The organism is Shinella sp. HY16, assembly GCF_028534175.1.
GTDB lineage: Bacteria > Pseudomonadota > Alphaproteobacteria > Rhizobiales > Rhizobiaceae > Shinella.
The window spans coordinates 3886331-3898815 of the sequence record NZ_JAHYXL010000001.1 but is presented as its reverse complement, the minus strand read 5'-3'; the positions used below and the strand labels follow the sequence as shown (position 1 = coordinate 3898815).

13 protein-coding genes and 1 tRNA gene are annotated in these 12485 nt (G+C 62.7%); 4 read left to right on the top strand and 10 right to left on the bottom strand.

All coding sequences use genetic code 11. The annotated features are described in order from the left end of the window. Position 1: 1 nt before the first annotated feature. From deoC to K0P03_RS19045, 6 genes are read right to left on the bottom strand one after another with little or no spacing between them, the layout of a single operon-like run. Positions 2–778: a deoxyribose-phosphate aldolase gene (gene deoC, locus K0P03_RS19070; protein WP_272790343.1), complete on the bottom strand. Its 777-nt coding sequence runs from the start codon at positions 776–778 to the stop codon at positions 2–4. Then, positions 771–1583, bottom strand: coding sequence for a purine-nucleoside phosphorylase (locus K0P03_RS19065; protein ID WP_023515048.1), 813 nt, complete (start codon positions 1581–1583; stop codon positions 771–773). Before K0P03_RS19065 ends, deoC begins: the two co-directional genes overlap by 8 nt. Further along, positions 1580–1972 carry a cytidine deaminase gene (locus tag K0P03_RS19060; protein ID WP_023515047.1) on the bottom strand — a complete coding sequence of 131 codons (393 nt, stop codon included), beginning with the start codon at positions 1970–1972 and terminating at the stop codon, positions 1580–1582. Before K0P03_RS19060 ends, K0P03_RS19065 begins: the two co-directional genes overlap by 4 nt. 3 nt (positions 1973–1975) lie before the next feature. Then, complete coding sequence (locus tag K0P03_RS19055) at positions 1976–2947, bottom strand: ABC transporter permease (protein WP_023515046.1); 972 nt, start codon at positions 2945–2947, stop codon at positions 1976–1978. 3 nt (positions 2948–2950) lie between these two features. Next, complete coding sequence (locus K0P03_RS19050) at positions 2951–4084, bottom strand: ABC transporter permease (RefSeq protein WP_272790342.1); 1134 nt, start codon at positions 4082–4084, stop codon at positions 2951–2953. Beyond that, a complete protein-coding gene (locus K0P03_RS19045) occupies positions 4081–5616 on the bottom strand; it encodes an ABC transporter ATP-binding protein (protein ID WP_024270976.1) in 1536 nt (511 codons plus the stop codon). Before K0P03_RS19045 ends, K0P03_RS19050 begins: the two co-directional genes overlap by 4 nt. 155 nt (positions 5617–5771) lie before the next feature. On the opposite strand from K0P03_RS19045, the gene K0P03_RS19040 reads away from it, so the two are divergent. Beyond that, a complete protein-coding gene (locus K0P03_RS19040; protein ID WP_272790341.1) occupies positions 5772–6005 on the top strand; it encodes a SlyX family protein in 234 nt (77 codons plus the stop codon). Positions 6006–6068: 63 nt separating this feature from the next. Here K0P03_RS19040 and K0P03_RS19035 read toward each other — a convergent pair whose 3' ends face one another. The 3 genes from K0P03_RS19035 to K0P03_RS19025 all read right to left on the bottom strand — a co-directional run bounded on the left by K0P03_RS19035 (position 6069) and on the right by K0P03_RS19025 (position 8333). Beyond that, on the bottom strand, positions 6069–7061 hold the full coding sequence (locus K0P03_RS19035) for a BMP family lipoprotein (protein WP_023516382.1): 993 nt from the start codon (positions 7059–7061) through the stop codon (positions 6069–6071). Positions 7062–7279: 218 nt separating this feature from the next. Continuing rightward, entirely contained in the window at positions 7280–7930 is a 651-nt protein-coding gene (gene msrA, locus K0P03_RS19030) for a peptide-methionine (S)-S-oxide reductase MsrA (RefSeq protein WP_023516383.1), read from the bottom strand. An 82-nt stretch (positions 7931–8012) separates the two neighbouring features. Continuing rightward, on the bottom strand, positions 8013–8333 hold the full coding sequence (locus K0P03_RS19025; protein WP_023516384.1) for a hypothetical protein: 321 nt from the start codon (positions 8331–8333) through the stop codon (positions 8013–8015). 234 nt (positions 8334–8567) lie between these two features. Between K0P03_RS19025 and K0P03_RS19020 the strand changes: the two genes are divergently transcribed. The 3 genes from K0P03_RS19020 to K0P03_RS19010 all read left to right on the top strand — a co-directional run bounded on the left by K0P03_RS19020 (position 8568) and on the right by K0P03_RS19010 (position 10622). Continuing rightward, a tRNA-Ser gene (locus tag K0P03_RS19020) sits at positions 8568–8657 on the top strand. A 396-nt stretch (positions 8658–9053) separates the two neighbouring features. Beyond that, the gene (locus K0P03_RS19015; RefSeq protein WP_272790340.1) at positions 9054–9413 is read left to right on the top strand and encodes a hypothetical protein; all 360 of its coding nucleotides are present in this window, start codon (positions 9054–9056) and stop codon (positions 9411–9413) included. 459 nt (positions 9414–9872) lie between these two features. Then, complete coding sequence (locus tag K0P03_RS19010) at positions 9873–10622, top strand: sulfotransferase family 2 domain-containing protein (protein WP_272790339.1); 750 nt, start codon at positions 9873–9875, stop codon at positions 10620–10622. A gap of 100 nt (positions 10623–10722) precedes the next feature. On the opposite strand, the gene lhpI is transcribed toward K0P03_RS19010, so the two are convergent. Further along, complete coding sequence (gene lhpI / locus K0P03_RS19005; RefSeq protein ID WP_272790338.1) at positions 10723–12405, bottom strand: cis-3-hydroxy-L-proline dehydratase; 1683 nt, start codon at positions 12403–12405, stop codon at positions 10723–10725. Between the last annotated feature and the right edge of the window lie 80 nt (positions 12406–12485).

Genomic DNA, 12485 nt, shown 5'->3' with positions numbered 1-12485 from the left:
GCTAGTAGCTCGCGGGCGGCGGGGGCGGTGCGGACTGCCCGCCGAGCACGGAGAGGATGTCGCCGAGAAGGCCGGAGGCGCCGAAGCGGAAGGTTTGCGGTGTCGCCCAGTCCGCGCCGAGGATCGAGGCGGCGAGCGCGAGATATGCGTCGGCATCCGCAACGGTGCGCACGCCGCCCGCCGGCTTGAAGCCGGCCGGCTTGCCGCTGTCCTTTATCGCCGTCAGCATGATTTCGGCGGCCGGCAGTGTCGCGTTGACGGAGACCTTGCCGGTCGATGTCTTGATGAAATCGCTGCCGGCGGCAATGGCAAGGTCCGACGCCTTGCGGATGAGCGCCGCATCCTTGATCTCGCCGGTTTCCAGGATCGTCTTCAGGCACACCGGCGGCGTGCAGGCGGCCTTGATCGCCGTCACCATCTCGCTCACCGCCGCCTCGTTGCCTGAAAGGAAGGCGCGGTAGGGGATGACAAGGTCGATCTCGTCGGCGCCATCGGCGATCGCCTGTTTCGTCTCCGCCAGCACGTCGGCAACAGCAAGGTCGCCGGAGGGGAAGTTGACGACGGTCGCGATCTTCACCGCATGGCCCGCGCCGAGGATGCCCCGTGCCTGCGCCACGAACCGCGGCCAGATGCAGATTGCGGCCGTGTTTCCAAAGCGCGTCTGCGCATGGGCGCAGAGCTTGCCTATGGCGGCGGCATCGCAGGTGTCGCTGAGGTCCGTCAAGTCGAGCAGCGAGAGCGCCTTTTGCGCAGTGGCCTTGATACTGTCTTCATGCATGGTCTTCATCTCCACCCGCGATCATTTCGGCAAGGATCGCGGCAAGCCGCTTCCCGCCGACCGGGGCCATGTCCTTGGTTTCGTGGTGGCTGAGCTCGCCGCCCGTCATGCCGGCACCGAAATTGGTGATGACCGAGGCGGCGGCGACGTCAAGGCCAAGATGGCGGGCGATCAATACTTCCGGCACCGTCGACATGCCGACGGCATCGGCACCGAGGACGCGCGCCATGCGGATCTCCGCTGGCGTTTCGAAATTCGGGCCGGAGAACCACATGTAGACGCCTGACGACAGCGGGATCCCCAGTTTCCCGGCCGCCCTTTCCATGCGCGCGGCAAGCGCCGTGTCATAGGCATTGGTCATGCCGACGAAGCGATCGTCGCTGTCGATGCCGATCAGCGGATTGGCGCCGGAAAAATTGATGTGGTCGGAAATCCGCATCACCGAGCCGGGCGGCATGTCCTCACGCAGCGAGCCTGCCGAATTGGTGAGAATCAGCGACGTGACGCCGAGCCCCTTCAGCACCTCGATGGGCGGGCGCATGGCGTTGGCATCGCCACGCTCGTAATAGTGCACGCGGCCGGAGAGCATAATGACCGGCACCGCGCCGAGCGTGCCGATGACCATTTCGCCGGCATGGCCGGAAACGGAACTGACGGGAAAGCTCGGCAGGTCCGAGTACGCGATGCGCAGGGGGTTCTCGACTGCTTCGACGAGCGATCCGAGGCCGGAGCCGAGCACGATGCCGTAACGCGGCAGCACGCCGCCGAGGCGGGCGCGCAGCAGTTCCGTGGTTTCGGCACTCATCCGATTACATCCGTCGCAAAGCTGTGCGGCAGAAGCTCGTCCATGGTCATGGTCTTCTTCACACCCGCCTCGTCACAGAGATAGATCGGTGTCCTGGCGGTGGCGAACTCCGCGATCTTCTGCCGGCAGCCGCCACAGGGCGGGCAGAGCGGCAGCTTTTCGGCGATGACGGCCATTTCGACGATCTTCTTGTTGCCGGCCATGATCATGTGGCTGATCGCGGTCGGCTCGGCGCACCACCCCTGGGGGAAGGAAAGGTTCTCGATATTGGCGCCGGCGTAGATCTTTCCGTCCTCGGCGCGGATCGCCGCGCCGACGGGGAATTTCGAATAGGGCGCATGGGCGAAGGCCATCGCGGCGCGCGCCGCCTCGAAGAGGTCGTGGGACATTTTTTATCGCTCCTTGACGTAGGGCACCCCGCCGGCCTTCGGCGGAATGGCCTTGCCGATGAAGCCTGCGAGCAGGATCACGGTCAGGATATAGGGCAGCGCCTGCATGAACTGTACCGGCACCTTGCCGATCAGCGGGAAGGCATAGCCCTGGTAGCGGATGGCGAAGGCATCCAGAAAACCGAAGAGCAAGCAGGCGAAGAGGATGCTCTTCGGCCGCCACTTGGCGAAGATGAGGGCGGCAAGCGCGATATAGCCCTTGCCCGCCGTCATGCCCTTGGTGAAGCCGGCATTGGCGGAAAGCGAGAGATAGGCCCCGGCGATGCCGCACAGGATGCCGCAGCAGATGACGGCACGGTAGCGCAGCCAGATCACCGAGATGCCGGCCGTATCGACCGCACCCGGGTTTTCGCCGACAGCGCGAAGGCGAAGGCCGAAGCGCGTGCGGTAAAGGATCCACCAGCTGGCCGGCACCATCAGGAAGGCGAAATAGGTCAGCGGCGAATGGCCGGAAAGCAGGCCCGAATAGATCTGCCCGAGGACCGGCACGTCGCGCACCGCATCCGCGAAGGGCAGCGTGATCCGCCCGAAGCGGCCATCCTCCGTCAAAGCCGGCGTACGCCCGCCCTGGCGGAACCAGGCTTCGCCGAGGATGACTGTGGAGCCGGCGACGACGAAATTGATCGCGACGCCCGAGACGATCTGGCTGCCGCGCTGGGTGATCGAGGCATAGCCATGGACCAGCGAGAGCAGCACGGAGACGAGCACGGCGGCAAGAAGCCCCATCGTCACGGACTGCGTGATGTAGGCAACGGAGCCCGCCGCGAAGGCGGCGCCCAGCATCTTGCCTTCGAGGCCGATGTCGAAGATGCCCGCCCGTTCGGTGAAAAGACCGGCAAGCGCGGCAAGGATCAACGGCGTGGAGACGCGGACGGTCGACTGGGCCAGCTCGATGAAGACCTGAAAGAAATCCATGGCTCAGGCTCCCTTGGTGGCGGCGACGTCGCGGGTCTTCGGCGAGAGCCCGAGGACGATGCGCGTGATGGCGGGGCGGAACATGTGCTCGAGCGCGCCGGCGAAGAGGATGACGAGACCCTGGATGATGACGATCATGTCGCGCGAGATGGAGGGCATCTCGAAGGAGATTTCCGCCCCGCCCTGGTAGAGCATGCCGAAGAGCAGCGCGGCAGGAATGATGCCAGCCGGATGGGACCGGCCCATCAGCGCCACCGCGATGCCGACGAAGCCCGCGCCCTGCACGAAGTCGAGCTGCATGCGGAACTGCTCGCCCATGATCGGGTTCAGTGCCATCATGCCGGCAAGCCCGCCCGAGATCATCATGGTGATGACGATGATCTTCGCCTCCTTGATGCCGGCATAGCGCGCGGCGGCGGGGCTGTGGCCCATCGTGCGCATCTCGTAGCCGAGCTTCGTGCGCCAGATCAGCACCCAGACGCCGAAGGCCGCAAGAAGCGCCAGCAGGAAGGAAATGTTGAACGGCGCCGTGCCGACGGAAAGGCCGAAGATCGACATCAGCCAGTCGAGCTTGGGCAGCTGGCCGCCGGCATCGAAGGTGCGGGTTTCCAGCGACATCGAGCCGAGCGGCTTGAACACCTTGTTGAGCAGGTAGTTCATCAAGCTGGCGGCGATGAAATTGAACATGATCGTCGTGATGACGATATGGCTGCCGCGCTTGGCCAGCAGCCAACCGGGGATCAGCGCCCAGAGCGCGCCGAAGAAGGCGGCGCCGAGGATGGCGATCGGGAAGACGAGATACCAGGGCAGCGTCTGGTCGAAGGACAGGCAGGCGAGCGCCACACCGATGCCGCCGATATAGGCCTGCCCTTCGCCGCCGATGTTGAACAGGCCGCAATGAAAGGCGACGGCCACGGCAAGGCCGGTGAAGATGAAGGTCGTGGTATAATAGAGTGTGAAGCCGATGTATTCGCCGCGGCCAAAGGCGCCATTGATCATGTGGTAGGCGGCTTCCAGCGGGCTTTCGCCGACGATGAGAACGACGAGGCCGGAAATCAGGAAGGCGACGGCGAGGTTGACGAGCGGGATCAGGCCATATTCGGCCCAGGCCGGCAGTTTCGCATGGGGAACACTCATTCCGCGGCCTCCTTCCGGCCTTCCACCCCGGCCATCAGCAGGCCAAGCTCTCCTTCGGTGGCATCCGGCGTACGCTCGCCGACGACACGACCGGCGAACATGACCAGGATACGGTCGGACAAGGCACGGATCTCGTCGAGCTCGACCGAGACGAGCAGCACCGCCTTGCCTTGGTCGCGCATCTCGATGATACGCTTGTGAATGAACTCGATGGCCCCGACATCGACGCCGCGCGTCGGCTGGCCGATGACCAGCACGTCCGGTCCGCGCTCCATCTCGCGCGCCAGCACGATCTTCTGCTGATTACCACCGGAGAAATTGGCAGTCTTCAGCCGCGGGTTCGGCGGGCGGATGTCGTAGGCGGCAATCTTCTCCTCCGCATCGGCGCGGATGGCGTCGATGTCGAGCAGCATGCCCTTCCGGTATTTCGGATCGTCGTGATAGCCGAGGATGGCGTTTTCGCTTTCCTCGAACTTCAGGACCAGGCCGACATGGTGCCGGTCCTCAGGCACATGGGCGAGACCGCGCTTGCGCAGGTCTGCCGGGTCGGCATGGCCGGTGACGTCGATGGGGCTGCCCTTGAGCAGCACGGTGCCGGATTTGGCGCGGCGGATGCCGGAGATCGCCTCCAGTAGTTCCGACTGGCCGTTGCCGGCAACACCGGCGATACCGACGATCTCGCCGGCGCGGATGTCGAAGGAGACGTCATCGACCATCGTCACGCCCCGGCTGTCGCGCACGGTAAGGTTCTTCACCGAAAGCTTGACGTCGGCAGGCTTCGCCTCGCCCTTTTCGACGCGCAGCAGCACGCGGCGGCCGACCATCAGCTCGGCCAACTCCTCCACCGAGGTATCCTTCGTCATGCGTGTCGCCACCATCTCGCCGCGGCGCATGACGGAGACCTCGTCGGTGATCGCCATGATCTCGCGCAGCTTGTGCGTGATGAGCAGCACCGTCTTGCCCTCGGCCTTCAGCTGCTCGAGGATGCGGAAGAGGTGATCGGCTTCCGCCGGCGTCAGAACGCCCGTCGGCTCGTCAAGGATGAGGATGTCGGCCCTGCGGTAGAGCGCTTTGAGGATTTCCACGCGCTGCTGGATACCGACGGGCAACTCCTCGATGACGGCATCCGGATCGACCTCCAGCGCATATTCCTTTTCCAGCCGCTTCAGCTCGGCACGGGCCTTGGTGATGCCGGCATTGAGGATCTGGCTCTCTTCCGCGCCGAGCATGATGTTTTCCAGCACGGTGAAATTCTCGACCAGCATGAAATGCTGGTGCACCATGCCGATGCCGGCGGCGATCGCCGCATTCGGGTCACGGATACTGACCTTGCGGCCACCGACCAGGATGTCGCCATGGTCGGCCTGGTAGAAGCCGTAGAGGATCGACATGAGGGTGGATTTTCCGGCACCGTTTTCACCGATAATGCCGTGAATGGTACCCTTGCGGACCTTCAGGTTGATGTTCCGGTTGGCGTGGACGAGGCCGAAGCTCTTGTCGATGCCCTGCAGTTCGATTGCCAATTCGCTCATGACGATCCACTCTTACGGGGATTTGAGGCCAACGGGCCTTTCGGCCGATCGGGCTTAGTCTTGTTGCTTCCGCCGTGCTTGTCCAGCCTGATTGCGGGTTGATGCGGCCCTCGCTATAGCTCGTGCCGCCGGCAGCGAGCGACGAGGACCGCCCCATGACACCGCCTGAGACCACGCCCGACCTTCTCGAAGATGACCGCATCGCCCGCCTGGAAGAGCATATCGCCCACCAGGCGAAAACGATCGAGGAGCTTTCCGACCAGCTCGCCGAACAATGGCGCGTGATCGAACAGCTGCGGTCGAAGCTCGACCGGCTGACGGAGCGGTTCCTCGTGCTGGAAGAGGGCTCTCTCGATGCCCCGGCCATCACCCGCCCGCCGCATTATTGAGATCTAGGACGGGGAGACGGAATCGGCCCGTCCGCCTTCCGGCAAACGGGCCGTCACTGCCGCTTAGTAGGGGCAGGTCTCGTCCGACATGTAGTCGTGCGGCTTCACCGTACCGGCGATGATATCGGCGCGCGCCTTGTCGACGGCAGCCTTCATTTCGGGGGTGATGAGCGGCGCATTGTTCTCGTCCATGGCGACGTCGACGCCATTTTCCTTGAGGCCGAGCACGTTGACGCCTGGCTTGAACGTGTCGTTCTTGGCGGTGATGAAGGCGTCATAGACGGCCACGTCCACACGCTTGACCATCGAGGTCAGAACCTTGCCCGGATGCAGGCCGTTCTGGTTGGAATCGACGCCGATGCCGAGCTTGCCGGCATCGACTGCCGCCTGGAGAACGCCCACGCCCGTGCCGCCGGCCGCATGGTAGACCACGTCGGAGCCCTGGTCGAACTGGGACTTGGCGATTTCACCGCCCTTGACCGGGTCGTTCCAGGCATCCGGCGTCGTGCCCGTATAGGCTTCAAGCACCTTCATGTCCGGGCCGAGCGACTTGGCGCCGCCGATGTAACCGCAGGCAAACTTGTGGATCAGCGGGATATCCATGCCGCCGACGAACGAGACGGTCTTCGTCTTGGACGCCATGCCGGCGAGGATGCCGGCGAGCCAGCCGCCTTCCTCTTCCTTGAAGACGACCGAGCGGACGTTCGGCTTGTCCACGACCATGTCGATGATGGCGAACTTGGTGTCCGGATATTCGGCAGCGACCTTCTCGAGCTGGGCCGCCCAGGAGAAGCCTGCCATGACGATCGGGTTGTTGCCGTCGCTGGCGAAGCGGCGGAGCGCCTGCTCACGCTGCGCGTCGTTGGCGATTTCGAAGTCGCGATATTCGATGCCGGTCTCGGCCTTGAACTTTTCCGCGCCGTTATAGGCTGCCTCGTTGAACGACTTGTCGAACTTGCCGCCGAGGTCGTAGATGATCGCCGGCTTGATGTCCGCGGCAAGCGCGCTTGCCGACATGGCGGCCGTGGCAAGAAGAGTGAGAAGGGTTTTTTTCATTGTGCAGCCCTGTTCGCTATTGATCTTATAGGGACCTTCCGCGTGGGCGCCCGAAAGGCGCGCAACGGAGCCACCGACCCGTTCCCTTGGGTCAGGCTGGCGGCATCCTTGCATGGCTCAAGGAAAAATTCACCAGAAATTTTTCAACTGGTAAAAAATAGAAGCCGCCACGAAAGTCTTTTCGCAGCGGCTCGCATGTTTCTGAAAATTTTACGAAATCAGCCGATGGCGCAGGAGACGCCTGTGCCCCGCAGGCCGCAATAGCCGCCCGGGTTCTTGGCAAGATATTGCTGGTGCACATCCTCGGCGAAGTAGAACGGCCCTGCCTCGGCGATCTCCGTGGTGATCTTGTCCGTGCGCCCGGCCGCGATCAGCGCCGCCTGGTAGACGTCGCGTGCGCGGCGCGCGATCGCAAGGTCCGCCGGGTCGTCGAGATAGATCGCCGAGCGATAGGTCGTGCCGATATCGTTGCCCTGCCGCATGCCCTGCGTCGGGTCATGAGCCTCGAAGAACGCCTTCAGCAGCGTCTCGAGGCTCACCACGGCCGGATCATAGACCACCCGCACGACTTCGGTATGGCCGGTCAGGCCCGTCGTCGTCTCGTGGTAGGTCGGGTTGGGCGTGAGACCGCCGGAATAGCCTGCCGCCGTCACATGGACGCCCGGGATCTTCCACAGCAGCCGCTCGGCACCCCAGAAGCACCCCATGCCAAGCAGCACGGTCTTGAAACCATCGGGATAAGGCCCCTTCAGCGGACGCCCGCTCACGAAGTGGGTCTCGGATGTGGGAATGGGCTCGGCGCGCCCGGGCAGAGCTGCGCCGGGGGCGGGCATGACGGTCTTCTTGTTGAACATGTCGATGAGGAACATTTTTGGCCTCCTGGCCAGTTGGGCGATTCCAGCAACGGTGCCTGGCGACCTGCCTGGCGAGAACTGCGTGAAAAGGCATCTTTCAGGCGGTAAAGCGACCCGCGACGGGCGGACGCCGATAGGCGATCAGCCAGAAGAACAGCGAGACGGCGAGCAGGACGGCAAAAGCCGGCTGCGAGAGCACCCACATGGCCGCCGGATCCCAGACATAAGGATGGAGGTTGCGCATGATGCCGTCGGCAACGAGTGCAATCGTGTCCGGGCTTGCCGTGCTCCAGGCCACGGCGAGTGGCGTCAACACCGGCTCGGAGGCCGAAACCGACTGGATCGCATCGATCGTGCCGGCCATGACGGCGACGACCAGCGCGAGAAGGCTGATGGCCTTCAGGATGAACCGTATCATCGCGCACCCTCCATGTACCGCCTGCGTAAGCCTAAATCCGCTCCGCTTCCTTCGTGCCTATAGATAGGAAGACGGCCGGCATTCCGCAATCCTTCGCCCGAAGCCGAACATCCTTCAAAAATCTGTCAGAAAGCGGTTGATCCCGCCGCAAACCTCGGTATATATCGCGCCGTCCCGCCGAAATGGAAACAGGAAAGCGGTCCGCGCCGGATTGACCATCGGCTGCGAGCGGACGGACAGGTGGCCGAGTGGTTGAAGGCGCACGCCTGGAACGCGTGTATAGGGGAAACTCTATCGAGGGTTCGAATCCCTCTCTGTCCGCCATTTTCTCAAATCGCCTCCTCATGCTAGATTTCCGTTCATCTGGTGCCCGGCGCCTTTCGTCGTCGGATCATTGCAAACGCTGCCTGCGTATTCGGGCGCAATGCCTGGCACGCCCTTGAAGACTTTTGCCGGACCCGGGGTTCGACAAGGCCCCCTAACGAAGAGGCGTCACAGCAACGCTGCTGTTTTCGAACTGGCTAGCCTTGGCAGAAATGGTTTAATGGCTTCCACCTGCGGGCAAAATGCTGAGTATCCGCTCGTGCCTGTTTCGCTGTACTGGCTCTGAGATAGCCGAAAAACTTCAACTTTTCGCTTCCTCAGAAAATTTATCCCACAAGTCAACATCTGTTCTTCGACAAGAAACCAGCCATTTCACCTGACCGAGCAAGGGTTTGATTGGCCGGCGCATTTGTCGAGCGTATTGATTTCAAAATTTCCATCCTGAGTGGAACCATTGTCTACCTACAACAGTTTACCGAAGAACAACCGGTGATGGTGGGGTCCGGCATGCACGATATTGTTGTTCGGGTCTTCAGCAGGAATGGCCATGAGCTTCTCGCCATGATTCCTCTAAACAGCATGGCCTTCGTTCGTCAGGACGGCATCCCCGGCTCGGACAGTGAAATCATAGCGGGCGCCATGCTGTTGCTTCGCGACCAGAGGCGGTTTTCAGATGCGGAGATCGAGTCCTTTCGCTACCGGGTGGAGCACCCGCGACGCCCTGACGTCTCGGCCTTCAACGCTGACGGCGCATAGCTTCGTTTGACATCTGAATTTCCGGACATCCAGGACCATTGATGGCGGGGCGCAAGGCGTCACGCGACGCGTTTTGAACCTGCCGACCTCGACCCGCGCCACACGGTGCTGCACGCAGGCGTTCTGGGTGGATTTCGGCATGCTCCATCTGCCGGCCGCTCCTTGGCACGCGCCCCGCTTCAGGAGCCGATCCTTGCCAGTGCGATCGGCATCGCATGAACCGCGCAGTTTCCCATTCGCTCTCCTGCACGTCCCCGGCGCGGCCTTTGCAAGCACCGCCAAGATTTTAGATTGAATTTTCCACGCACCCCATCCATCACGAAAAGTTTTCATGGGATTTCTGGATATATCGAAAGAGCCGCTCTACAATCCTTTGAATCAATAGAAAGGTTGCATAGATCGCTCCGCACAATCTTCAAAAATGAGCGGTCAGATATACCACAAACCGGGAAAAGCTCGTTGGTCGTTACCATAGAAAAACTAAAGGTTGCATATTTTCCGGTGCCGAAGGCTGCGAATACCTCGATGAAGCATCTGCTTCACGGCATCAAGACTGGGAAGAGATTTACAACGACTACGGATCAGGCAACCGGCGCTGTCCGCCACATCCACAGGGAGTACAGAACGCCGAAATTTTCGTCCATCAAATCCGAGGATTATCGCGGGTTCTTCAAAATCGCGATCGTCCGGGACCCGGTCGAAAGAGTGGTCTCTGCCTGGCGGAACAGGGTCATGCATCACAAGGAGCTGGAAGACGGAAGTACAGCGGAAAAAATCCATCATGTCGGCCTCCCCCAAAAGCCGACACTGCCGCAGTTTGTCGAGTGCCTGGAAGAATACCGGGCGGTGAACAAGTCCATTGCCGTTCATACGGCACCGCTTGTTGATTTTCTGGGCCCGTCCCGAAATTACTACGACTTGATCTTCGACATTTCCGAATCCCGCCAGATCGAAGTTTTCTTCTCGACCCTCACCGGTGAAGACAGAAAGCTGCCGGTCAAGCAGATTGGCGGGCCACCGGCGAACCGGGATCAACTGCCTGACGAACTCGTTCAAAAACTGGAAGGCATCTACAAGGACGACTACCGGCTTTTTGGAGATGTTTTCGGCAGGCAGACCGATCTGCAGCTGATCGCCAAGCGCGCCAAAAGGCACAAGGCTTCCCTGAATGGTTTTCTTGCCCGCCTGAAATCAAGGCTGCTGAAATAGAAACACACACCGGGTGGGCCGCTTGCTCCATGCGAGAAAGCCCGAGATGCGGTCCACACATACTCGCCTTGCCGACGCCCGCCGGGGCATTGTTTTCCGGTCAGGAGAGCCAGGATGGCAGGCGAGGCGGCACGCGGGCGGTCAGAGCCGCCTCGATACAGTCGGAAAGATTGCCGAAGCGAACGGTGCGGCCGGAAAGGCCCGGGCCGTAATGGGCGTATTTGCCGGAATTGGTGAGAAGTGTGCGGGTCCTCGGCGGGAAGACCGGCTCGGAGATCGAGCACCAGCAGAGGTCGGGCAGGACCTGGACGCCGCTTTCCCTTAGCCGGGCAACAATCGGGCCGGCTTCCGCCATGACATCACGGCCGGCGGTGACGATCACGGCGACGTCCGCGTGGCAGCTGCGGCCGGCAAGGGCATCGGCAAGGGCCTGGCATTCCGAGAGCGAGGCATGCGGGCTGCCGATGGCGACGAGCTCGACCTCAGCCGGCCCCTCATTGAACATCGTCCAGACCTCGGCCATGTCGGCGCGGGTGATCGTCACGAAGTCGGCGGCAAGCGATGCCGCACCGTGCGCTTCGGGCGTGACACCCTCGATATGCAGCATGGGGGCGGCGGAGGTGGTGCCGAAGGCGGCGCAGAGGGCCTTGAGATCGTCCCGCGTCGGCTTTGCGGCGGCAAGGCCGCGCAGGAGCGGGATGCGGTCGGGCGCGGCGCGGCCGGCGAGATAGCCGATGAGCGGCCAGAAGGCATCGTCGATCCCATCGGGCAGATCGACATCGACAATCCGCCTGGGTTTGCGGTGTTCGTCGAGATAGACGCCGGACAGTGGCGCGCGGCCGGTGAGCGCGATGCAGAGGTCGAGGAAATCGGGGTGCTTTGCCGTGCGAGCACCGAGCACGGTGTTGGCGAAGATCACCGCATTGGATTCGGCCCAGGCGATGGCTTCGCCGGCCTTCGGTGCACTGTCGAGCAGGTAGGGCGAACAGGTGAAAGTTGGGCGGCAGCCCATGCGGACATAGGCATCGGCGAGGCGAGCGGCAGGGTCGCCGAAGGACGGCGGCACGCCCTGGGCCTGCCAGTTGGCACGGTCAACGGAGATGGCGTTCATCGTGGTCGGCACGCGGACCGTCGCCCCCATCTCGGCCATCTTTTCCGCAAAGGTAAGATTGGCGGGGCTGGCATAGATGCAGCCGTCGATATGGCCCTGCACGACATCGACGAGTTTCAGGGCACCCTGCTGGGCCGCCATGGCGGTGGTGATGCGCATGGCGAGCGCCACGGCGATGCCGTCGCGGCCCTCAAGCATGGCGCGATCGTCTTCCGTCAGGTCGAGCGCGGCGGTGGCGGGCGGAGCGACGGGGATGGTGAGACCGTCGGCCTCGATCATGGTTTCACCGATCCGGGCGCTCTTGGCACGACAGAGTGCCTCAAAGGCCGCTGGGGAGAGGCGCAGGACCGGCAGGGATTTGCCGAACATTTCCGCAGCGATCAGCGCGCCAAGGGTCAGAACGTCCTCCGCCTCGCTGAAGACGAGGGCTGCGGGGGCACGGCCTGTGAGGGCGAGATCGAGCAGCACGCCGGAGCCGGTGCACGAGCCGCGGCTCGACGGCATCATCAGGATGCCGCCGGTGATCGTCAGGCCATGCAGCGGGTGGTGCACGTCGATGACGCTTCCGGTGGCGGGATCGACACCGCCCCAGAAGCTCAAGGCCTCGCCGGTTGCGATGACCGGACCGGAGGCGGTGCCGGAAAGGATGCTGCGGGCAGAAAGGTCGGCCATGGGACGGTTCCTCTATTGCTGGGGCTATTCCATCAAAGCGACGATGCGGCGCTACCGGAAAACCGGAGAATGCAGCTTGC

Coding starts and splice junctions, on each gene's coding strand:
- deoC (WP_272790343.1), bottom strand. CDS start 778: ATGCATGAAGACAGTATCAAGGCCACTGCGCAAAAGGCGCTCTCGCTG.
- K0P03_RS19040 (WP_272790341.1), top strand. CDS start 5,772: ATGACACCGCCTGAGACCACGCCCGACCTTCTCGAAGATGACCGCATC.
- K0P03_RS19045 (WP_024270976.1), bottom strand. CDS start 5,616: ATGAGCGAATTGGCAATCGAACTGCAGGGCATCGACAAGAGCTTCGGC.
- msrA (WP_023516383.1), bottom strand. CDS start 7,930: ATGTTCCTCATCGACATGTTCAACAAGAAGACCGTCATGCCCGCCCCC.
- K0P03_RS19050 (WP_272790342.1), bottom strand. CDS start 4,084: ATGAGTGTTCCCCATGCGAAACTGCCGGCCTGGGCCGAATATGGCCTG.
- K0P03_RS19025 (WP_023516384.1), bottom strand. CDS start 8,333: ATGATACGGTTCATCCTGAAGGCCATCAGCCTTCTCGCGCTGGTCGTC.
- K0P03_RS19060 (WP_023515047.1), bottom strand. CDS start 1,972: ATGTCCCACGACCTCTTCGAGGCGGCGCGCGCCGCGATGGCCTTCGCC.
- K0P03_RS19055 (WP_023515046.1), bottom strand. CDS start 2,947: ATGGATTTCTTTCAGGTCTTCATCGAGCTGGCCCAGTCGACCGTCCGC.
- lhpI (WP_272790338.1), bottom strand. CDS start 12,405: ATGGCCGACCTTTCTGCCCGCAGCATCCTTTCCGGCACCGCCTCCGGT.
- K0P03_RS19035 (WP_023516382.1), bottom strand. CDS start 7,061: ATGAAAAAAACCCTTCTCACTCTTCTTGCCACGGCCGCCATGTCGGCA.
- K0P03_RS19065 (WP_023515048.1), bottom strand. CDS start 1,583: ATGAGTGCCGAAACCACGGAACTGCTGCGCGCCCGCCTCGGCGGCGTG.